Annotated in this window: 18 protein-coding genes and 1 pseudogene; 10 read left to right on the top strand and 9 right to left on the bottom strand. The window is 60.3% G+C overall.

Annotated features, from left to right (window positions below):
* The 6 genes from ACO6VD_RS16580 to ACO6VD_RS16555 form a co-directional block, all read right to left on the bottom strand.
* Positions 1 to 537 (bottom strand): IS3 family transposase (locus ACO6VD_RS16580; protein WP_422420639.1); only part of this gene is annotated, 537 nt, incomplete at its 3' end.
* Entirely contained in the window at positions 534 to 827 is a 294-nt protein-coding gene (locus ACO6VD_RS16575; RefSeq protein WP_038608001.1) for a transposase, read from the bottom strand. The genes ACO6VD_RS16580 and ACO6VD_RS16575, both read right to left, overlap by 4 nt.
* Before the next feature lie 219 nt (positions 828 to 1046).
* The gene (locus ACO6VD_RS16570; RefSeq protein ID WP_422420637.1) at positions 1047 to 1547 is read right to left on the bottom strand and encodes a DoxX family protein; all 501 of its coding nucleotides are present in this window, start codon (positions 1545 to 1547) and stop codon (positions 1047 to 1049) included.
* A gap of 131 nt (positions 1548 to 1678) precedes the next feature.
* Positions 1679 to 3244, bottom strand: a complete 1566-nt coding sequence (locus ACO6VD_RS16565) for a DHA2 family efflux MFS transporter permease subunit (protein ID WP_422420635.1) — start codon at positions 3242 to 3244, stop codon at positions 1679 to 1681.
* On the bottom strand, positions 3241 to 4365 hold the full coding sequence (locus ACO6VD_RS16560; RefSeq protein WP_422420633.1) for an HlyD family secretion protein: 1125 nt from the start codon (positions 4363 to 4365) through the stop codon (positions 3241 to 3243). The genes ACO6VD_RS16565 and ACO6VD_RS16560 overlap by 4 nt, the downstream gene beginning before the upstream one ends.
* A 23-nt stretch (positions 4366 to 4388) precedes the next feature.
* Positions 4389 to 4910: a winged helix-turn-helix transcriptional regulator gene (locus tag ACO6VD_RS16555; RefSeq protein WP_422420631.1), complete on the bottom strand. Its 522-nt coding sequence runs from the start codon at positions 4908 to 4910 to the stop codon at positions 4389 to 4391.
* A 288-nt stretch (positions 4911 to 5198) separates the two neighbouring features.
* Between ACO6VD_RS16555 and ACO6VD_RS16550 the strand changes: the two genes are divergently transcribed.
* The 4 genes from ACO6VD_RS16550 to betI all read left to right on the top strand — a co-directional run bounded on the left by ACO6VD_RS16550 (position 5199) and on the right by betI (position 10204).
* Positions 5199 to 6695: an aldehyde dehydrogenase family protein gene (locus ACO6VD_RS16550; RefSeq protein WP_422420630.1), complete on the top strand. Its 1497-nt coding sequence runs from the start codon at positions 5199 to 5201 to the stop codon at positions 6693 to 6695.
* A gap of 10 nt (positions 6696 to 6705) precedes the next feature.
* Complete coding sequence (locus ACO6VD_RS16545) at positions 6706 to 7890, top strand: iron-containing alcohol dehydrogenase (protein WP_422420628.1); 1185 nt, start codon at positions 6706 to 6708, stop codon at positions 7888 to 7890.
* A gap of 64 nt (positions 7891 to 7954) precedes the next feature.
* Positions 7955 to 9400: a purine-cytosine permease family protein gene (locus tag ACO6VD_RS16540; protein ID WP_422420626.1), complete on the top strand. Its 1446-nt coding sequence runs from the start codon at positions 7955 to 7957 to the stop codon at positions 9398 to 9400.
* A gap of 153 nt (positions 9401 to 9553) precedes the next feature.
* Positions 9554 to 10204: a transcriptional regulator BetI gene (gene betI, locus ACO6VD_RS16535; protein WP_422420624.1), complete on the top strand. Its 651-nt coding sequence runs from the start codon at positions 9554 to 9556 to the stop codon at positions 10202 to 10204.
* Here betI and rimI read toward each other — a convergent pair.
* Positions 10188 to 10646, bottom strand: a pseudogene (gene rimI / locus ACO6VD_RS16530) (ribosomal protein S18-alanine N-acetyltransferase); the annotation flags it as partial. The gene betI and the pseudogene rimI overlap by 17 nt on opposite strands.
* Before the next feature lie 92 nt (positions 10647 to 10738).
* Between rimI and ACO6VD_RS16525 the strand changes: the two are divergent.
* On the top strand, positions 10739 to 12325 hold the full coding sequence (locus ACO6VD_RS16525; RefSeq protein ID WP_422420623.1) for a RimK family protein: 1587 nt from the start codon (positions 10739 to 10741) through the stop codon (positions 12323 to 12325).
* Between the two features lie 29 nt (positions 12326 to 12354).
* On the top strand, positions 12355 to 13365 hold the full coding sequence (locus ACO6VD_RS16520; RefSeq protein ID WP_422420621.1) for a magnesium transporter CorA family protein: 1011 nt from the start codon (positions 12355 to 12357) through the stop codon (positions 13363 to 13365).
* 207 nt (positions 13366 to 13572) lie between these two features.
* Here the strand turns inward: ACO6VD_RS16520 and ACO6VD_RS16515 are convergent, their stop codons facing one another.
* Positions 13573 to 14268 (bottom strand): hypothetical protein, encoded by a 696-nt coding sequence (locus ACO6VD_RS16515; protein ID WP_422420619.1) that lies wholly within the window; start codon positions 14266 to 14268, stop codon positions 13573 to 13575.
* A 352-nt stretch (positions 14269 to 14620) separates the two neighbouring features.
* Between ACO6VD_RS16515 and ACO6VD_RS16510 the strand changes: the two genes are divergently transcribed.
* On the top strand, positions 14621 to 15256 hold the full coding sequence (locus ACO6VD_RS16510) for a hypothetical protein (RefSeq protein ID WP_422420618.1): 636 nt from the start codon (positions 14621 to 14623) through the stop codon (positions 15254 to 15256).
* Between the two features lie 48 nt (positions 15257 to 15304).
* Here ACO6VD_RS16510 and ACO6VD_RS16505 read toward each other — a convergent pair whose 3' ends face one another.
* Positions 15305 to 15850, bottom strand: coding sequence for a hypothetical protein (locus ACO6VD_RS16505; RefSeq protein WP_422420617.1), 546 nt, complete (start codon positions 15848 to 15850; stop codon positions 15305 to 15307).
* A gap of 200 nt (positions 15851 to 16050) precedes the next feature.
* Here ACO6VD_RS16505 and ACO6VD_RS16500 point away from each other — a divergent pair, with 200 nt between their 5' ends.
* From ACO6VD_RS16500 to ACO6VD_RS16490, 3 genes are read left to right on the top strand one after another with little or no spacing between them, the layout of a single operon-like run.
* Positions 16051 to 17211, top strand: coding sequence for an efflux RND transporter periplasmic adaptor subunit (locus ACO6VD_RS16500; RefSeq protein WP_422420651.1), 1161 nt, complete (start codon positions 16051 to 16053; stop codon positions 17209 to 17211).
* A complete protein-coding gene (locus ACO6VD_RS16495) occupies positions 17208 to 20384 on the top strand; it encodes an efflux RND transporter permease subunit (protein WP_422420616.1) in 3177 nt (1058 codons plus the stop codon). The genes ACO6VD_RS16500 and ACO6VD_RS16495 overlap by 4 nt, the downstream gene beginning before the upstream one ends.
* On the top strand, positions 20381 to 21871 hold the full coding sequence (locus ACO6VD_RS16490; RefSeq protein ID WP_422420614.1) for an efflux transporter outer membrane subunit: 1491 nt from the start codon (positions 20381 to 20383) through the stop codon (positions 21869 to 21871). The genes ACO6VD_RS16495 and ACO6VD_RS16490 overlap by 4 nt, the downstream gene beginning before the upstream one ends.
* Positions 21872 to 21898 lie beyond the last annotated feature (27 nt).

Genomic DNA, 21898 nt, shown 5'->3' with positions numbered 1-21898 from the left:
GTTCCAAGCGTTGATAAATGCGCGCTCAACCAAATCATCCGGCATCCTGTCCGCCAAGCTGTAGCCCAGCACCTGGCGGGTCTGGATGCTCAAGACCACCGCCAGGTACAGCCAGCCTTCTCGGGTTGAAATGTAGGTGATGTCGCTCACCCAGGCTGGATTGGCGCTCTGTACCGAAAACTGACGGTCAAGCACATTGCGTGCGACAGGCTGGAAGTGGCGACTGTCCGTGGTCTGGGGCCGGAAGCGAGCCTTGGGTTTGCCATGGATACCTTCCTCGTGCATCAGCCGCGTAACCCGTTTGTGGCCGACTCGATGAGGTATCTGACGCAATGCCTCGACCAACCGTGGCCGCCCATAGGTGCTTCGACTGGCGGCATGGATCCTGCGCAGATCAATTCGAATCTGTTTGTCTGGATCTGGGCGAACCGGGCGGTTTAGGTAATCGTAAAATCCTGAAGCTGACACGCCCAACACCCGGCACAACAAACGCACCGGGAACTGAGCCCGCTCTTTAGCGACGAAGGCGTATCTCACCTGGACTCTTTGGCAAAGAATACCGCCGCCTTTTTTAGGATTTCACGCTCCATTTTGAGTTCAGCATTCTCGGCCCGTAATCGCGCCAGCTCGCTGCTCTCCTTGGTAACAGGTTGACGCTCCGGTGAACTCAACGGAAGACCTTTGCGTGACGCATCGACCCAGTTATCCAGCGTCTTAACAGACATCTCTAGCTGACGAGCGGCTTCGGTTCTGCCGACCGTTTCAGCCAGTGCAACAGCTTGGGCCTTGAATTCGTCGGTGTAGCTACGGCGATTTGGTGGGTACATGGGAACCTCCAAGTTAGCGATGTAAGTATCGCCTCTTGGCGTCCGTTGTCATGGGACAGTTCCATGCCTACTTTCCCCAAGAGGAAAGTAGGCCGCCGTAAGGGCGGAAGGGGCCGGCAGCGGCGCCACAGCAAATGGATAAGCTCACAGCTACAACAACCCAGCCACCCCAAGGATCCCAGTCCTCAGGATTCCATGAAGAGTTTATTTACCTGTCGATCAGGCTTTGTTGCGAAACAGCAGGGCATCCAGGCTCAAACGTCCGGCGCCTTTGAACAGCAGGGGCAGGGCGGCGACCAGATAGATCAGCGGCAGTTTGTAGTTGCCAAAGCCTTTGTTGGTGATCGCATAGCCCTGAGCCAGTTCAGACAGGCTCGACCAGTGCTCCGGCCAGTGCACGGCGCCAATGGCGACCACGGTCAGCACCATCAGCACCAGGGCGGCGAAGCGGGTACCCAGCCCGAGCAGCAGAAGCACAGGCGCGATCAGCTCGATCCACATCGACATCTGCCAGTTCAGGTCGGCCGAAACCAGGTTGAATGGGAAGGGAAAGTTGGCCTGGATATCCGCGAACCAGTTCTGGCCGTTCCATTTTTCCAGGCCAGATTCGAAGAACTCCCAGGCCAGGAACAGGCGCAGGGGGATATCGGCGCTCCAGGCACCCAGTTGGTCGATTTTGCTGAAGGTGTATTTGAACGGGGCGAAGGCACTGCTGGTCATGGGAATACTCCTGGCGGGGCGGGTTAATCAACACATGGACGGTTATGTTGGCGTTGCTGTGCGCATGCTCACACGGCGGTTTGTCCCGGATGTGTCTGCCAAAGGCCGTCGTGTATCGCTGTGTACGCCGGTTAATGAGCGTCAGCGGACGGCTGCCTGGGCGGCTGGATCTTGTGCATCAACGGCACCAGCGCGGTGGTCACCACGAAGCAGGCCATGATCATCAGGAACGCGTCGGCATAAGTCAGCGTTTGCGCTTCGCGCCAGGTCAGCGCCCACAGTTGATGCAGCGCCGCCTGGCTGGCATCGAGGCTGTTTTGCCCGAGCAGTTGGGCGTTGACGGTCAGTTGTTCGAGCCAGGTATTCATCGCTTCATTGCGGCTGTTGAGGTGCTCGGCCAGGCGCAGAAAATGCAAGTTGGTGCGGTCGTTGAGCACGGTGGCGCACGCGGCGATACCGATGGCGCCGCCGAGGTTGCGCATCAGGTTGAACAAACCCGATGCCAGCTTGAGGCGCTCAGGGGCCAGGGCGCCGAGGGTCAGGGTGACCACCGGCGGCACCGCCATTTGCTGGGCAAAGCCGCGGATTGCCTGCGGTAGCAGGAGCTCTTTGGCGCCCCAGTCATGGGTAATGGCAGAGAAGTCCCACATCGATAGGGCAAACAGGCTCAGCCCCAGCATCAGAATCCAGCGCAGGTCGATGCGGTTGGCCAACATCGCGTACACCGGGATCGCCAGCAGCTGGAACACCCCGGTGGAGAACACCGCCAGGCCGATGTCCAGCGCGCCATAGCCGCGCACGCGACCGAGAAACAGCGGGGTCAGGTAAATGGTGGCAAAAATGCCGATGCCGGTGACGAAGGAAAACAGGCAACCCAGGGCAAAATTGCGGTCGCCCAGGGCGCGCAGGTCGACGATGGGCTCGGCAATTTCCAGGCAACGCCAGATGAACAATACGCCGCTGATAGCGGCGATCCAGGCCGTGGCCACAATGGTGCTGTCACTGAACCAGTTCCAGCGTGGGCCTTCCTCCAGGGTGTACTGCAAGCAGCCAAGGAACAGCGCCATCAGCAGCATGCCGAGGTAGTCGGCGCCCTTGAGCAAGGCAGGGTTGGGGCGGTCGACCTTGACCAGCATCGGCACCACAACCGTTACCAGCAGACCGGGAACCAGGTTGATGTAGAACAGCCAGTGCCATGAGGCAATGTCGGTGATCCAGCCGCCGACTGCCGGGCCGAGGGTAGGGGCCAGCGAGGCGATGGCGCCGATGGTCGAGGCGGCGATGACGCGCTGCTTGCCGGTGAAGTACATAAAGGCCGTAGTGAACACCAGCGGGATCATCGAGCCGCCGAGGAAGCCCTGCAGGGCGCGAAAAGCGATCATGCTCTGGATGTTCCAGGCCAGCGCGCACAGCAGGCTGGTCAAGGTGAAACCTGCAGCCGATACCGCGAACAACCAGCGCGTGCTCATCACCCGTGAGAGCCAGCCGGACATCGGGATGACAATGATCTCCGCGATCAGGTAGGCGGTCTGCACCCAGGCGGTGTCGTCGGCGCCGGCCGACAGGCCGCCGCCAATGTCCTTGAGCGACGCAGAAACAATCTGGATGTCGATCAGGGCAATGAACATGCCGACGCACATGCTGGCGAAGGCGGCGACTTTCTGCGCCGTGCTCAGTGTGGGCAGCGGAGTGCTCATGGCCGTACTGCCAAGGCCACGTCGCTGGTTTGCGGCGCATTGCGGGTATTGACCTCGGCAACCACCGACAGCCCCGGACGCAGTGCACCGAAGTCGGCATCGGCGCTGTCCAGGCGGACCCGCACCGGCACGCGCTGGACGATCTTGGTGAAGTTGCCGGTGGCGTTTTCCGGCGGCAGCACGCTGAACTGCGCGCCCGTCGCAGGCGCCAGGCTTTCGATATGACCGTGGAATTCACGCCCGGGGAGGATATCGGCACGGATGCTGACCGCCTGGCCCACCTGCATGTGCGCCAGCTGGTCTTCCTTGAAGTTGGCGTCGATCCACATGCCCTTCGCCGGTACCACCGAGATCAGCTGGCTGCCGGCGGCGGCGTAGGCACCCACCTTGGCGCGGCGGTTGCCGACATAGCCATCCACGGGGGCACGCAACTCGGTATAGCCGATGTTCAGTAGCGCCTGTTCGCGATCAGCTTGGGCTTGCTGCAGCGCGGCCCGGGCCTGGCCGCGTTGGCTGGCGATCACATCCAGTTGCCGGCGTGCCGCCAGGAGACCGGCTTCGGCGCGCGCACGATCGGCGCGGGCGGATTTCCAGGTGGCTTCGACTTGCTGGGCACTCTGTACCGATACCGCCTGGGTGCGCACCAGCGTCTGGTAGCGCGAGTGGTCGTTGCCAGCGCGCTGCGCTTCAGCCTCCGAAGCATCGATCTGCGCCCTGGCCTGATTGATCACCGCCTGTTGCAGCTGTTCGATGGCATCGAGATTGACCAGGCTGGCCTGCTGCGCGGCTACCGCGCCATCGGCTTTTGCCAGGGCGGCGCGGTAGTCGCGCACATCAATGCGCGCTAGCAGATCACCGGCCTTGACGAACTGGTTGTCGAGTACCGGCACCTCGCTGATATAGCCCGGTACTTTGGCGCTAATCACCGTGACATCAGCGCCCACATAAGCGTCGTCGGTGTCTTCGATAAAGCGCGCGGCCAGCCACCAGTGGCTGCCATAGCCGGCGGCGCCGAGCAGGGCGATGGCCAACAGCCCCAGGCGCATGACCTTCCTGCGGCGGGCCGGTGACGAGGCGGGGGTGTTGGTCTGATCGGGCTCAATACTGACTTTGGCGTTCATCGCGAAATGACCCTGTAAAAAGGTTAATCGGCAACGGGGTAGGCCAGCGCATCGCGCTGGCGGTAAGACTGGCCGGTACGCAAGCGCCAGCGGGTCAACTCATCGGCGTCATCCGCCACCTGTACCCGGTGCTCTTCACGGGTGATGGGCTTGCCGGTATTGGCATCCGTCAAGGTCAGCGCCACCGGTTGACCGGTGCTTAGGTCGACCAGCACCACCTTGTCGGAACCGCGGGTGTGGCGGGCGCCCCAGTTCATCAGGGTGAGGATCACCGGGCGCAGGTCACGGCCCGCTTCGGTGAGGTGGTACTCATGGCGTGGCGGGTTGCTCTGGTAGCTGCGGCGCTCGAGCAAGCCGGCTGCCACCAGGTCATTGAGGCGACGGGTGAGGGTGCTCGAGGCGATCCCGAGGCTGTGCAGGAACTCGTCGAAACGACGCAGGCCGTAGAAGGTATCGCGCAGGATCAGCAGGCTCCAGCCGTCACCAATGCACTCGAGGGCATGGGCAACCGGGCACGGCATGGGTTGAAAGCTGGCTCTTTTCATCGGGTGTCTCCTGATCCCTGATGGTTAATATTACGATCATAATATTGCACTGTTAATTTCATGATGAAAGTGACTTGAATGAAGAATCGCTGCCGATCGTCGGATTGATCTCGGTGCCGAAAGGAGGGGATTACGCCCACGTTAGCGCTTGATACGCACAAAAATGCCCAACATTGCGGGCGTTTTTATTGAAAAAAAATTCAGTAGCGGACTTTGTTCTTATTGAAGAAATTTTCAGTATCACCTAGGATCGCCCCCAGCCTGACAAGAACAAAATGAGGTGATGCAGTGCCAGAGTTGAAAGACAGAGCCTATTGGCTCGAGAAAGCGCAGACGCTACAGATTGAAGGGCGGGCGTTTATTGATGGACGCTATGTCGACGCGCAAAGCACCGAGACTTTCTCTTCGTACAGTGCCATTGATGGTTCACTGCTGGCGCCCGTGGCCCTGTGTGGCGGGGGTGACGTAGACCTGGCAGTGGCTGCCGCTCGGCGCAGCTTCGAGGCCGGTGTCTGGTCCGGTCTGGCGGCCCGCGAGCGCAAGGCGGTGTTGTTGAAGTGGGCGGCGTTGCTGGAGGCGCACAGTGATGAACTGGCTGTGCTGGAGTCCCTGGACAGCGGCAAACCCATTGCTGACACCACCGGTAGCGACCTGCCAGGAACGATTTACTGCCTGCGCTGGTTTGCCGAGTTGATCGACAAGGTGCACGGCGAAGTACCAGCAACCGACCCGCAGTTCTTTGGCACCGTCACCCAGCAACCCCTGGGCGTGGTGGCGGCGGTGGTACCGTGGAACTATCCGCTGTTGATGGCCGCCTGGAAATTCGCGCCGGCCCTCGCCGCTGGCAACAGCGTGATCCTCAAACCTTCGGAAAAAACCCCGCTCAGCGCCTTGCGTATTGCCGGCCTGGCGATGGAGGCGGGCGTTCCTGCGGGCGTATTCAACGTTGTCAGCGGCGATGGCGCGGTCGGCCGCGAGCTGAGCCTGCACGGTGATGTGGACTGCATCGCCTTCACCGGTTCTGGCAAGGTCGGGCGGGAAATCGCCAAAAATGCTGCGGCCTCAAACTTGAAACGTGTGTGGCTGGAGCTGGGGGGCAAATCAGCCAATATCGTCATGGCCGATTGCCCGGATATCAGCCACGCCGCGCGCTCGGCCGCCGCAGCGATTTTCGCCAACATGGGCCAGGTCTGCAGCGCCGGGTCGCGCCTGTTGGTCCAGCGTTCGGTCGTCGAGCCCTTGCTTCGTGAACTGCTCGCCGCCAGCGACGACTATCAGCCGGGACACCCGCTAGACCCCGCCAGCGTCACCGGCGCCATCATTGACGCCGCGCAGTTCGAGCGCGTCAGGCATTACATCGACCTTGGCACGCAGGAAGCACAACTGCTCAAGGGCGGCCGGCAACTGTCGCCAGTCGAGGGCGGTGCGTACCTGGAACCGACGATCTTTCTTGCCAAGGACGCCGCGGCGCGCATCGCCAACGAAGAAATTTTCGGCCCGGTGCTGGTGGTGATTGTGTTCGACACCCTCGAAGAAGCAATCGCCATCGCCAACCAGACCGAATTCGGCCTGGCGGCGGCGGTGTGGTCGTCCGACCTCAAGACCATCCATACCGCCACCCGCCAACTCAAGACCGGCACGGTCTGGGTCAACTGTTACGACGAGCTGGTGGACATGAACTTCCCGTTTGGCGGGTTCAAGGAATCCGGCAACGGTCGGGACAACTCGGCGCATGCCTTGAGCAAGTACACCGAACTGAAATCAACCATCATGCGTTGCGCTTAAGGTGAGCCCCGTGGAAAACAACCTTTCAGCATTGAACCGACAAACCTGGACCGTACCGCTGCCGATGGAATACGGCCCTGGTGTGCGCGATCAACTGGCCAGGCTGTGCCGGGAATTCAACATGTCGCGGCCGATCATCATCACCGACCAGGGCTCGCTGAACCTGCCCTTTGTCGGCGAACTACATCGCAGCCTGACCGAAGCGGGCCTGGCCTGCGGCCTGTACGGCGGTATCGAACCCAATCCGACCGACGTTTCGGTGCGGGCCGGTGCGGCGGCGTACCAGGCATGGGAGGCCGACGGCATCATCGCCCTGGGCGGCGGCAGTGGCCTGGATGGCGGCAAGGCGGTCGCACTGATTGCCCGCCAGCAGCGTTGTGACCTGTGGGCGTTCGATTTCGACTTGCCAGTACCCGAAGGTTTCAGCGCTGCGGACTTCCCGCCGGTCATCACCATCCCGACCACCGCCGGTACCGGTGCCGAGACGGAAAGCACGGCGATGCTCACCGACACCGGTCGCGGGATCAAGGGCTGTGTCTGGCATCCCCGGGCTCGGCCGGCAGCGGTGATCCTCGATCCCGAACTGACTCAAAGCCTGCCAGCCAAGCTCACGGCCTGGACCGGTTGCGATGCGATCATTCATGCCTTGGAGGCGTACTTCGTACCGAGCTTCAACCCGCTCAGCGACGGCGCCGCACTGCAGGCCATGGCTTTACTGTGGAACTCGATCGATACCGCGGTCGAAAACGGTCAGGACCTCGAAGCACGGGGCAAGATGCTCATCGGTTCGTGCCTGGCCGGGGTGGCCTTCCTCAAAGGCCTGGGCCTGGTCCATGCGCTGAGCCACATGGTCGGCGCGACCTACAACACTCACCACGGTCTGACCAACGCGATCATCCTGCCGGTGGTGCTGCGCTTCAACCAGGCGGACATCACGCCGCGGCTCCAGCCTGTGGCGCAAGCCCTGGATTTGCCGGACGCACGCTTCGAGACCTTCTACAACGCCGTGTGCGCCATGCTCGACCGTCTGGACATTCCCAAGTCGCTGTCAGTCCTGGGCGTCAAGCAGGCCGATGTCGGCGTGATTGCCGGCAAGTCGATGGGCGACCCTGCGCGCTTGACCAACCCTCGCGACAGCGCCCTCGAGCAACTCGAGGCGCTACTGGCCGAGGCGATCGATCACGCCCGCGACTGAGAGCCTTATCCGCTAACCACCGCTTCGCCGTGCAACCAAACCAATAAAAAAAGGTGCAACCGCCATGTCTGCGTCTAGCCAAACGGCGTCCAAAGGACGTCTGAATCTTGAAACACGCTCCATCGATTACGTCCCGCTCGCGGAACGCCATGGCAAAGCCTGGCACTTGTGGCCCGTGTGGTTTTGTGGGGAAGCGCACCTGACCACCCTGGCGGTCGGCATCATCGGCGTCGGCATGGGCGCCAACCTGTTCTGGTCGGCGTTGGCGATCTTCCTCGGTTGTGCCTTCGGCACGCTGTTCATGGCCGGTCACTCGACCCAGGGCCCGCAGATGGGCCTGCCGCAACTGATCCAGTCGCGTCCGCAGTTCGGTTACCTGGGAGCGCTGCTGGTGTATGTGGTGGCGATTGCCACTTACGTCGGTTACAACGCCTTCAACCAGCTGCTGGTGGGGCAGACCCTGCATGAGTTGTTCGATGCCCCGGAAAACGCCTCGGCGATTGCCTTTTCGTTGCTGGCGATCGTCATGGCAATTGCCGGTTACAACACCTTTCACAAGGTGCAACGGTTCCTGGCGTTCGTGTTGATTGGGGTGATGCTGGTGTTCACCGTCGGGCTGTTCTTTTTCGTCAAACTGCCGGCCGAGCAACTGAGCGTTTCCGGCTTCAAGGCCACGCCGTTCCTGGCGCAGTTCTTTGTCGCCGCCGCCTATCAGTTGAGCTGGGCGATCTACGTTTCCGACTACTCACGCTATCTTCCAGCTAATGTCAGCGTGCGTTCATCGTTCTGGTGGACTTACCTGGGGGCAATGATCGGCGGTGTCTGGATGATGTTGATCGGCGCTCTGGCCGCTGCCCTGAGCCCTGGGCAGAACCTGGCCAAAGGTCTGGTGATGCTGGGCAACACGCTGTTCAGCGGCTTTGGTGAGTTTCTGCTGATCCTGGCGGTACTCAGCCTGGTGACCAGTGCCGCGCAGAACTTCTACGGTGCGTCGATTACCCTGTTGAGCATTGCCGACACGGTGAAAAGCCAGACCTCCACTTTGTTCAAGCGCATCGTTTCGATGCTGCTGGTGGGCGGCACGGCGATAGGCATTGCCATGACTGCGTCCGATAACTTCGTCAAAGACTTCGGCGATTTCCTGGCGATCCTGCTGTACCTGTTCACGCCGTGGACGGCGATCAACCTGGTGGACTTCTACAAAGTGCGCCACGGCAAGTTCTCCGTTACCGAGATCTTCAAGCCCAACGGCATCTACGGTCGCTGGAACTGGCGCGGGATCGGGGCCTACGTGGCAGGCTTCGTGGCCATGCTGCCGTTCTCCAGCACGGGGTTGTACACCGGCTACGTGACCACGTTGCTCGATGGCGCAGACATCAGCATGCTGGTTGGCCTGGTGGTCTCAGCGGTCGTGTATGGGTGGCTGTGCCGTTCGCAGAACATCGAGGCGGAGCTGTCGCGTATCGATGAACTGGACAAAGACCTGGAAAGCGGCCTGCAAGCCAATTGACCTTGGCCTGAAACAGCTCACCGCCTGCAATGGGCGGTGAGATCTACCCTGATCCACATCGCCATCGCCTCCCTGCTTATTTCCTGTCACCCGCCCGCTGAAAAGTTGCTAAATTGGCGCCTCGTTTCGCGTACTTACACAGGTTTTTGATGGATGAGCAGTGAGTCTGAAGTGGTCGAACTGAAGAAACGCCGGACACGCATCGATCCCGAGATGCGCCGCAAAGCCATTATCGAAGCGACCATGCAATGCATCACCCGCTATGGCCACAGTGGCAGCACCCTGGAACGTATCTGCGCGCAAGCCGGGGTATCCATCGGGCTGATCGGCCACCACTTTTCCAGCAAGGAAGAGTTGATGTTGTCGACTTATCAGGAGTTGACCGACCAACTGCGCGAGGAAACCCGCAAATACCTCGAAGTCCAGGGTGGCTCACCCGAGGATCGACTGTTGGCGATCATTCGTTCGTCGTTCCGCGGGCAGATTTTCAATGAATTCATCCTCACCACCTGGCTCGGCTTCTGGGGCGCGGCAGTGTCGTCCGAGCAACTGCGCGCGTTGAACAAAAAGCTCTATGCCGATTACCGCAAAGAGCTGGAGGCGGTATTCAAGGCCATCGGTAAGGAGAACGGCACGCAGATCGACGCCAAAAGCGCCGCGCTGACCATCACTGCGCTGATTGACGGCTTCTGGCTGGAATGGGCACTCGACCATAAAGCCTTCAGCGCGAAAAAAGCCGAGAAGTGCTGCATTACTACGGCGCACATGTTTGTGAAGAGTGCGCAGCCTTTGCAAGCTCAATAATGCGTTTCTCATAGCGCAGGGCATCGGCGTGATCCTGGTAGTAATCGTTGATCACCGCGAAATGTCGATAGCCCACGCCCTCATACAGCCCGATCGCCGCCTCGTTGTCGGGGCGGACTTCAAGGCGCAGGTAGGCGCAGCCAGAGCTGCGCGCGCTTTCCTCTGCTTCAGCCAGCAAGCGCTTGCCCAGCCCTTGACCGCGCGCGGCGGGTGAAATGGCGATGGAGTAGAGGCGAGCCAGGGATGTTCCGCGACGGAACAACAGCAAGGCATAACCCATCAACTGCCCCTCGGCCTGAGCGACGATCAGGCTGGCATGGGCGCGGCTGATCATCCATTGAAAACTTCGCGGCGATAGCCGGTCATGCTCGAAACATTGGTTCTCCAATAACAGTAACGAGGGCAGGTCGTGGCTACAGGCTTTGCGAACTATAAATTCCATCCAGGTCACCGTAAAACTTCCGTAATGAAGCAAGACTTTTGCAGATTTCCATGCTTAATAGATAAGCACTTGTTCTTCGATAGGCGCTTGAAATGTCAGTTGCACAAATGGGGTTGCGCGAAGTATTGGGTAAAAATGTTGAGTCGGCAATAGTCAATCGATCGGGTAGTGCAATTGAAAGTAAAGGCTCAAGTCAGCTTGTTATTATTGTTGAACGCAAGGAGGACTGGAGTAAGTACTTCCCCAGTGAAGATCTGGTAACCGCCCAGGAATACCTGGAGCGACCGCGGAACAACGAGTCGGGCAAGCGAGTGCAGGTCATTAACCTGTGTCGTAGCTACAAGTACCTCGGTCACGGTTATTATTGTTCGCTATTGGCCGAGGCGCGGGGCCATAAAGTAATTCCGTCGGTGAAGACCATCAGCGAACTTGCCCGCAAGTCACTCTATGGGTTGGCCCTGGATGATGTGGAAAAGACCCTGGAGAAAAGCTTAAATAATAATGTATATGCCAGTGCCGAAGGTTTTACCTTGAGTCTTTATTTTGGCTGGACTCATCTGGAACCGTTGCAGTCTATTGCCCGGCAGCTGTTTGAGGCTTTTCCCTGTCCGATACTTCTGGTCGAGTTTCGCAAAGCCGATGGCTGGCAGATTGCCGGGGTAAAAGCCGGGTCGCTGCACAAGTTGCGCGAAGATCAGGAAGATCAGTTCGCCAATGCGCTGGACGGATTCAGCCGAAAGATCTGGCGTGTGCCCCGATCCAGGCGCATGGCGCGCTACGACCTGGCCATCCTGCATGACCCCGAAGAAGTGCTACCACCCTCGAATGCCAAGGCACTGGAGAGTTTCGTGCGGGTCGGCAAGGGCATGGGCATCGATGTCGAAATGATCGAGAAGAAAGACTACTCGCGCCTGGCCGAATATGACGCGCTGCTGATTCGCGAAACCACCAGCGTCGACAATCACACCTACCGCTTCGCGAAAAAAGCCGAGAGCGAAGGGTTGGTGGTGATGGACGATCCCACCTCGATCCTGCGTTGCACCAACAAGGTCTACCTGACCGACCTGCTGCGCAGCAACAAACTGGCCATGCCGTCCAGCGAGATCCTCTACAAGGACAACCTTCAGGAACTGCAGCAAGTGGGGGAGCGCCTGGGCTTTCCGCTGGTAGTGAAAATCCCTGACGGTTGCTTCTCCCGCGGCGTGATCAAAGTGGAGAACCAGAAGCAATTGCTGCAGGCAACGGCGGAACTGTTCGAGCACTCGGTGCTGCTCCTGGCGCAGGAGTACCTCTACACCGAGTACGACTGGCGCATCGGCATCCTCAACCGCAAGCCGATCTTCGCCTGTCAGTACTTCATGTCCAAAGGCCATTGGCAGATCTTCAACCACAAGGCCAACGGCGCCGATGTCATTGGTGAATGCCGCACCTTACCGGTTCACGAAGCGCCGCGCGCCGTGGTCGAGCTGGCGGTAAAAACGGCCGGGCTGATTGGCGACGGTTTGTACGGGGTCGATCTCAAGCAGGCGGGTGACAAGGTGGTGGTCATCGAAGTGAACGATAACCCCAACCTCGACGCCGGTATCGAGGACGCTTACTTGCAGGACGACCTCTACACCCTGGTGCTGGAAGAGTTCGTGCGTCGGCTGGAACACAAGCGCCGTGGCCAGATCTGGTAGCTGGCCGGTATCGATCCAGGAGTGCTGCGATGATTAAAAGCTTTCTGCTTGCCCAAGGGGCGCTGCAGCCGAGTGAAAGCCTCGACAGCCAGGTATTGCTGTTCGTCGATCCGGACGCTGCCGAGCGCGAATTGCTCAAGCGCCGTTTCCGCATTGATGAGCATGCGCTGGCCTCAGCGCTTGACCCTGATGAGGTATCACGCATCGAGTTCCATCCCGATAGCCTGTTCCTGATCTGGAAGCGTCCGGAGAACTACTCGGGTGGTGACAGTTTCTCCTTTGAAGTGTCTTCCTTCGGCCTGTTGCTACACGCCGAGCGCCTGGTGCTCATCGCCCCGGATGACTCGCAAGTGCAAGGTCTGGGTTCCCGGCATAATTTGCAGACCCCGCTGGATGTGTTGCTCGACATGCTGTTCAGCAATATCCATCACTACCTGGGGCATCTGAAGGTGATCAAGATGGTCGCCCGCGAACTGCAACAGCGCTTCAACAGCTCAATGCACAACAACCACCTGATCCAGATGTTCAACCTCAGTGAAAGCCTGATCTATTACATCAACGCCATCCACAGCAATGGCACGGTGCTTTCGCGGCTGCGCAACCATGCGCAGAAAAACCACTTTGACGCCCAGCTCATCGAGTTGATCGACGATCTGATCATCGAAAATACCCAGTGCTACAAGCAAGCGGAGATTTACTCCACGGTGTTTGCCGGGTTGATGGATGCACGTGGCAACCTGGCCAACAACACCATGAATGAAATGCTGCGCAAGTTGACCTTGATCAACGTGGTGTTCCTGCCCCTGAACCTGATCGCCAGCATCGGCGGCATGTCCGAATTCAGCATGATGACCAGCGCTGTCCCGTGGTGGCTTGCCTATCCGGCGCTGGTCCTGGCGATGCTGCTGTTGGGTGGGGTGATGGTCTTGTTCCTCAAACGCATGGCCCGGGATTTTCGCGGGGAAAAGCGCGCAGGGGGCGTGGCTACAGCCCCGCGTCCAGGCTCTGCAAAGCGATTGTTTACCCGGGTTTTCTCGTGACCAAGGAGCTGTAGATGGATAATAACGTGATTGGTTTGCTCGTGGTCACCGCGATTCTGCTGGTTGGCGCTGTGGGTTTCTATCTCGATTTCATCAGGAACAAAGATAAGTCCAGTTGATATTCGCAGATAAAGCTGTGAACGCCGGCAGAGATTGCTGCTGGCTCGAATCTCTCGTCTATGACCGCCGTGAGGTGGCCGGTTGAGGTTAAAGCTTGAGCAGCAGGGTGGCTGCTAGCACCAGGACAAGCGTGATGCCAACTGGGACTGCAACGCAGATGATGAGTAGCATTCGGTTGGAAGCTTGCTGCTGTTTGATGATCGCTTCCAGGCTGCGATCAAGGGCTTTCAATTCTGAAGCGTGGGTATCTACCTTGTGGCACAGGCTTTCAAGAATCGGTTGAGCGTCCGACGCTTGTGCACCTCTAACTGACGAAGCGGTCTGCGGTTTGTGCAATGGGGCCTCAGTCGCAGTCCGGTCGCTTTCGACCGCAATCAGGCTACCACCGGCGCCAGCGCACGCAAGGTTGATGAAGTTCACGAGGACCTTAAACACTGACGCGCCCACCGACAAGGTGGCTGCTTGACTCCACCCCGTCCAAGACGATAACAATTCTGTATCTGATGGCACTTTGCCATAAACGGGGTCAAGGCAGAGCTCTTTAAAGGATAAAGTCAGTACTGCTATCCCCAAAAGGAAACCCCCTTTTTGCATCCGCTTAAGCGGCGCGATTATCACGAGAGCGAGGAGGACGGTAGAACTACCAATCAGCAGGCTCCCACCGATGATTGGTTGTAAGTGGTTTACGGAGACAGGGATAGTGGCCAGGAAGGCAACGGCGGCTAAGAACGCCGCGAATAGTTTACCCATATCGTTTTTAAACGGGCGGAGCATGGTCAACATTCAGTTCGTCCTTGAGATTCTAATTTAGGTAGGGATGTCGCGGCGGCGGTAAAGGCTGGCGTGGTGGAAATGATACCGCAAGGATGCGCTTATCTGTTTACCCTCCACGAGCGTGGTTAAGCTTCTCGAGTCGATGCCAAGTGACCTCTTGCCGCCTCCTTATCTCCGTTCCTAGACACGTGTAAACGCTCGTGTCGCCTTCGCGTTTTAACGTGATCGATGCAGCGTTCTGCCAAGTCAGGTTGCCCCGGATGTCGATCGCAAGATAGCCTTTTGCTATCACGCAAAACCTTCTAGAATCCGCCCGGCTTTACACGCAAAAGGCACCCCGCAACTATTCAAGGAATGCGACATGCAGTTAGGAAGAGTCCTGGGCCTGGCCCTGGTATTGAGTCTCGGTGGATGCGCCAGTTTCACCAAGGATGAAGTGGCGCCGGTAAATCTGCCATCGATGGCAAACTATGAGAACAAGCCGAACGTCTACGTCGACTTCGACTTCTATCAGGGTGACCCCAGCGATACCCAGGCCAACGAAGTCCCTCAGGCCCGCGACATGCTCAAGCCCGATCTCAAGCGTGCGTTCAATGAATCCGGCCTGTTCGGCCGCGTGACCTTCGATGAGTTCGAGAAGCAGCCGGGCGACTACAACCTGCGCCTGAAGGTCTACAACCATGCACCGGGTGGCGGACAAATGGTCCTGGCGTTCATCAGCGGCCTGACTTTCACGGTAATCCCCGCGCTGGCCACCGACCAGTACACCATGAGCCTGGAAACCTTCGACGAGCGCGGCCAGTCGCTGGGCAAGAACAGCAACCATGACGCGGTCAACACCTGGATGGGCATCCTGTTCCTGCCGTTGGTGGGCAATACCCCGAAAGAAGCGGTGCACGACACCTTCAACCGCCAGGTCAATGCGCTGTTGAAAACCTGGGTCGACAGCAATCGCACCAAATACTCGGTAATCGAAGCGCAAACTCCTCGCGCTTGAGCCGAAACAAAAAGAGCCGCAGTCGCGGCTCTTTTTCATTGCATTACTTCACTTCAATGCGCCAACGAACTGCGGGTCGCTGTACAGCGACTTGAGCAGCGCCTGCAGCATCGGGTTGTAGTTGTTCGCGGCCGCCGGAATGGCGATTGGTCCGAAGAAGCTGCTGCTCCACTCACGCTCGACGTCCTTGGTCGCTTCGTATAGCACCTGATCACCCTTGCGCAGGGTGAAGCGCGCCGCCAGTTCGCCGTGGCCGTTGATGATGCCGGTGTTGAGCTGGCTCTTGATCAGATGCACCTGCAACTGTCGATCCGCGCTGCTGTCGAGTAGCCCGGCATGGCGCAGCTCATCGTTGATAGCCGCTTGAATGTGCAGCGGGATGCTGCCGCTAGGGGAGGAGATCGGGTTCAGGCGCACCATCAGCGAGCCCTGACCGGCGTCGGACTGCACCTGCACTTCGCGCATCGATTGCATGGGCTCATGCTGCTTGAGCTGCTGGACATTCTGATAATCGGGTTCGTAACGGGCCATGGTGACACCACAACCTTGCAGCAGCAGGGCGAAGAACGGAATGGCCAGGTAGAGCTTGTTCACGGCAGATCCTTGCGTGAGTGAGTAAGGGGCGAGATTATCGGTAGATGGCTATGTGCCATCAAGCTTTTTGTGAGGCATGACTTTTCCCTTTCAAACGCAAAAAGGGGTTGACCTTCCTAACGTGGCAAGTCGGATAACCGCTTCGAAAGCTGATTCGTCTCAGCACATTCAAGTCGACTCCAGCCCAGGAAGGCTCAATGATGAAAGTCAAACGCGTAGTTCCGGCCCTTGCGACGTTAGGCGTCGCGCTCATTCTCGCGGGATGCAAGGAGACGGCGACGACTGCCGCTGCCGCACCACCACCGAGCGTCCCCGTGGCCGAGGTGGTGGTGCGTCCGGTGACCCCCTTTGTCGAGTTCACCGGCTCGTTGACCGCAGTCAAGCGGGTCGAGCTGCGCCCGCGCGTTGCTGGCTACATTCAGGATGTCAGCGTGCCGGAAGGGCGCCTGGTTGAAAAAGGCAGCAGGCTCTTTCTCATCGATCCACGGGTATTCCAGGCCGCGGTGGATGCCGCGACGGCGCGCCTGCGTGAGGCCGAGGCCGCTTCGATGCTGGCTCAGGCCGAACATGCACGAGCCGAGCAGCTGTTCGCGAAAAAGGTCGTTGCCCGCGATCGCCTGGACAGCGCAATCGCCTCGCGCAACGCCGGAAAGGCACAGGTCGACGCGGCCAAGGCGGCGTTGGAGGCTGCGCAGCTGGACCTGAGCTTCACCCGCGTGACTGCGCCAATCAGCGGCCGGGTGGGCCATGCCCAGGTGACCGAGGGCAACTACGTGACCAATGGCGTGACCGCACTCACGACCATCGTCTCGGTCGACCCGCTGCATGTCTATTTTGATGTCGACGAACGCACCTACCTGCGCTCACTCGCCCCTGGCAGAGCCAAAGGGGGGGCGCAGCAGGCGCCCAAGGTCCGGGTAGCGCTGCTCACCGACAGCACCCATTCACGGCTCAGCCGTCTCGACTTTCTTTCCAACGCCGCCGACCGCGGAACGGGGACGGTGAGGGTTCGCGCGGTGGTCGATAATCCCGATGGGCAATTGACCCCGGGCCTGTTTGCCAAGGTCAAACTGGAAACCGGCGCGGCCCAGGACCAGGTCATGGTCTCCGATCAATCCATAGGCACCGATCAGGGCAGCCGCTACGTGCTGGTGGTCGGCGAAGGTGACAAGACCCAATATCGCCCCGTCGAGCTTGGCCCGATGGTCGATGGCTTGCGCGTTATCAATCAAGGTCTGCAAGCCGGTGAACGCATCGTCGTCAAAGGCCTGGTGCGCCCGGACATGCAGATCACACCGAAGCTGGCTGCGATTGATGGAACGCCGCTCGACATGACCCACGCCCTGGGAGTCGCGCCATGAGCTTCCCACGTTTCTTTATCGATCGTCCGATCTTCGCCATCGTCCTTTCGGTGCTGATGGTGATCGCCGGCATCGTTGCTTTCTTCCAGTTACCGCTCAGTGAATACCCTTCGGTGACGCCGCCCACCGTGCAAGTGACCGCGGCCTATCCGGGGGCCAACCCCAAGGTCATCGCGGAAACCGTCGCCGCACCGCTTGAGCAGGCAATCACCGGCGTGGAGGGCATGTTGTACATGTCCTCGCAGTCGGCCACCGATGGCCGCATGATCCTGACCGTCACCTTCGCCCAGGGGACCAATGCCGACATGGCCCAGGTCCAGGTGCAAAACCGTGTCTCGCGGGTGCTGTCGCGGTTACCTGAGGAGGTGCAACGCCAAGGCGTAGTCACCCAGAAGACCTCGCCGGACATTCTGATGGTGGTTCATCTGCTGTCACCCGATAAACGCTACGACCCCCTGTATATCTCCAACTATGCCTATCTGCAGGTGCGTGACGAGCTGTCGCGTATCCAGGGGGTTAGCGACGTTCTGGTGTGGGGGGCGGGTGAATACAGCATGCGCCTGTGGCTCGATCCGCACCTGATCGCCGCGCGCGGACTGACCGCAGGCGACGTGATTGCTGCCGTGCGCGAACAGAACGTGCAGGTGGCGGCCGGCTCGGTTGGCCAGGCACCCGATTCCACTGCCGCCTTCCAGGTGACGGTGAATACCCTTGGGCGGCTGACCGACGAGGAGCAGTTCGCTGACATCATCATTCGCACCGGTGACAACGGCCAGGTGACCCGTTTGCGCGACGTCGCCCGCATCGAGATGGGCGGCGACGCCTACGCCTTGCGCAGTTTGCTGGACGGTGAACCAGCCGTGGCCTTGCAGATCATTCAGAGTCCAGGGGCCAACGCTCTCGATGTGGCCCAAGCGGTGCGCGAAACCGTTCAGCGACTTGAAGGCAACTTCCCAGCAGGCCTGACCTCACGAATTGCCTACGACCCTACGGTGTTTGTCCGCGCCTCGCTGGAGACTGTGGCAATCACCTTGCTGGAAGCGATTTTCCTGGTGGTCATCGTGGTCGTGGTGTTCCTGCGCAGCTGGCGCGCTTCGCTGATCCCGCTGATGGCGGTGCCGGTGTCGCTTATTGGTACCTTTGCAGTCATGCACCTGATGGGCTTTTCGCTCAACACCTTGTCGTTGTTTGGCCTGGTGCTTTCGATCGGCATCGTCGTGGATGATGCGATCGTCGTTGTCGAGAACGTCGAGCGCCATATCGAAAACGGCGAGCCACCTACCCAGGCCGCGCGGCGGGCGATGGACGAGGTGACCGGGCCGATCATCGCGATTACCTCCGTGCTCGCTGCAGTGTTTATCCCGACCGCGTTCCTCAGCGGTTTGCAGGGTGAGTTCTATCGCCAGTTTGCGCTGACCATCGCCATCTCGACCATTCTCTCGGCGGTCAACTCACTGACCCTCAGCCCGGCCCTCGCCGGACTCCTGCTGCGCCCGCGCAAGGCCGGCATCGCCCCCAACCCGCGCAGCGTGCTTGGTCGCGCCACACGATTGCTGCAGACACTTGGGCGGCCGTTCCAGCGCGCCCCGAATGCCTATGGCAACACGGTCCGCAAGGTGGTGCGGGTCAGCGGTGTGGCACTGGTGGTCTATGGCGGGCTGCTCGGGCTGACGTACTTCGGCTTCCAGGCGGTGCCGCCGGGCTTCGTACCGATGCAGGACAAATATTACCTGGTCGGTATCGCCCAGTTGCCGAATGGGGCCTCGCTGGACCGCACCGAAGCCGTGGTCAAGCAAATGTCCACGCTCGCGCTGGCAGAGCCCGGCGTTGAAAGCGTGGTTGCTTTCCCGGGGCTGTCGATCAACGGCTTCGTCAACGTACCGAACGCGGCGGTGATTTTCGTCATGCTCGACCCGTTCAAGGACCGTACGACGCCTGATCTGGGCGCGAACGCCATCGCCGGGCGCCTGCAAGCGCAGTTCGCCAGTATCCCCGATGGCTTCCTCGGCGTGTTCCCGCCGCCACCGGTGCCGGGCTTGGGCGCTACGGGGGGCTTCAAGCTGCAGGTCGAGGATCGCAACGGCGCCGGGCTCGAAGCGCTGATGCAGCACACCCAGGTCCTGATGATGAAAGCCACCGAGTCAGGGCAGGTCGCCGGGCTGATGACCAGTTTCGACATCAATGCACCGCAACTCGATGTGGTGATTGACCGTACCCAGGCAAAAAGCCAGGGGGTGAAGCTGGCGGATGTCTTCGAATCACTGCAGGTGTACCTGGGCTCGCTCTACATCAATGACTTCAACCGCTTCGGCCGCACCTACAAAGTGACCGCTCAGGCCGATGCCGATTACCGCATGCAGGCCGAAGCCATCGGCCGCTTGCAGGTACGCAATGAGGCCGGGGCGATGCTGCCGTTGTCGTCGTTTGTCACTGTTACGCCGAGTTCCGGGCCGGACCGGGTGATTCGCTACAACGGCTACCCGTCGGCCGATATCACCGGCGGGGCGATGGCGGGCGTCAGTTCCGGGCAGGCGGTTGCCGTCATGGAGCGTCTGGCCAAAGAGGTGCTGCCTGAAGGCATGAGTGTCGAATGGACTGACCTTACCTACCAGCAAAAACTCGCTGGCGATTCGGCGCTGTTCATCTTCCCTCTGTGTGTGCTGCTCGCCTATCTGATCCTCGCTGCGCAATACAACAGCTGGCTGCTGCCGTTGGCGGTGCTGTTGATCGTGCCGATGTGCCTGCTCAGCGCAATCATTGGGGTGTGGCTGGTGGACGGCGATAACAACGTCTTCGTCCAGATCGGCCTGGTGGTACTGGTCGGTCTGGCGGCGAAGAATGCCATTCTCATTGTCGAGTTCGCACGAACGCTTGAAGCCCAGGGACACAGCACGCTGGAGGCGGTGGTCGAGGCGTGCCGATTGCGTTTGCGGCCGATTCTGATGACCTCGCTTGCGTTCATCGCCGGCGTGGTGCCACTGGTACTGGCCAGTGGCGCCGGGGCTGAGATGCGCCAGGCCATGGGCGTTGCCGTGTTCGCCGGGATGCTCGGGGTGACCTTGTTCGGTTTGTTCCTGACCCCGGTGTTTTATGTGCTGGTCCGCGGTCTGGCGGCGCGCTTCGAGCGGCACAGTCCGGCTCTGGAGCTGGGTATGGAGGAGAGCAGGTCATGAAAGGTCTATTTCAAGCAGTTCTGTTGCCGTTGAGTGTGCTTTTCTTGCTGGCCGGATGCTCGGCAGTAGGGCCGGACTATGCACGGCCTGCGCCGGCGCATATCCCGACCAGCTTCGGCGCGGCTTCCGCAGGCTTCGGCGCAGGGGGCGTGGAGATCGAATGGTGGCGGGCTTTCGACGAGCCGGCGCTGACGACTTTGATCCAGCGCGCGCTGGCCGCCAACCATGACATTGCCATCGCGGCCGCGCGGCTCGACGAGGCCAAGGCCATACTGCGCGAGAACCGCCAGGACTTCCTGCCCCGCGGCGGGCCTGCCTTCGGTTACGAGCACGCGCAACGCAGCGAAGTCGAGACGCCGCCCGGGCAGACGCGTCATATCGAAACCTATCGCGGTGCGGTCGACGCCTCCTGGGAAATTGATCTGTTTGGCCGTGTGCGGCGCTCGGTGGAGTCCGCCCAGGCGCAAGCGGGCTCGCGCGAGGCACTGTTGCGCGGGGTGCAAGCGGGTGTTGCGGCCGAGGTGGCGGCGACCTGGTTCGAGTTACGCGGTCTTGAGGCCGAACTGGCCGTTGTATACGACATCAGCCAAAGTCAGCGTGACAGCCTGGAAATGGTCGAACGCCTGATCAGTGCCGGCTCGGCTCACGAGTTCGACCGGCTGCGTGCCGAAGCGTTGTTACGCAGTGTTGAAGCCGCCGCGCCAGAACTTGAGCGTCGCCGCGCGGCTTCCAGCAACGCCTTGGCGGTGCTGCTGGGGGAAACGCCGCAGACGTTCAGGCCACCGGTTGCCACGCCTGCTGGGGAAACATTGGCAGTGCGAAACATCGCGGTAGGCGACCCGGCAGGGCTGCTGTCACGGCGCGCCGATATTGCCGCCGCTGAACGCAACCTGGCGGCCGCGACGGCGCAAATTGGCGTAGAGACGGCCGGGCTGTATCCCGAGGTTCAGGTACGCGGTTCGCTCGGTCTGGTGGCCGGGAGTCTGGATGCCTTGGATGATGCCGGGGCACCGTCCAACTTCATCGCCCCGGTGATTCGCTGGTCGCTGCTTGACCGCGGCCGCGTGCGCGCGCGGATAGCCGCCAGCGAGGCACGCAGCCAGGAGGCGTTGATCCGCTACGACCAGACGCTGTTGCGTGCCTTGCAGGAAACCGATGATGCCTTCCACAGCTATGGCGCCGCAGGCAATACCCTTGGATTGCGCCTGCTGGAGTCGGCGGCGAATCGCGAGGCGGCGCGTCTGGCGCGGGAACGGTTTGCCGAAGGCGAGGGCCTTTACCTGGATGTGCTCGAAGCTGAACGCTCTGACTTTACCAGCCGGCGTGCGCTGACCATCGCGCGGACCAACCAGCGGCTGGCCATTGTCAGCATCTATAAGGCTCTGGGTGGCGGTTGGGAGATTTGTGCGCAGCCTGGCCAGGACTGCAGCGGCGCCGATGGCCTTGAAAACTGGCCTGCGACAAAACAAATCAGTTCAAGGTCTTGACCTTCCCCTCTTGGGAGGCTTCAAGCT

The sequence above is a fragment of the Pseudomonas sp. GZD-222 genome, assembly GCF_049310525.1.
Classification (GTDB): domain Bacteria; phylum Pseudomonadota; class Gammaproteobacteria; order Pseudomonadales; family Pseudomonadaceae; genus Aquipseudomonas.
Note: the sequence above shows the minus strand (reverse complement) of the source record. Positions and strands in the feature narration are given on the sequence as shown.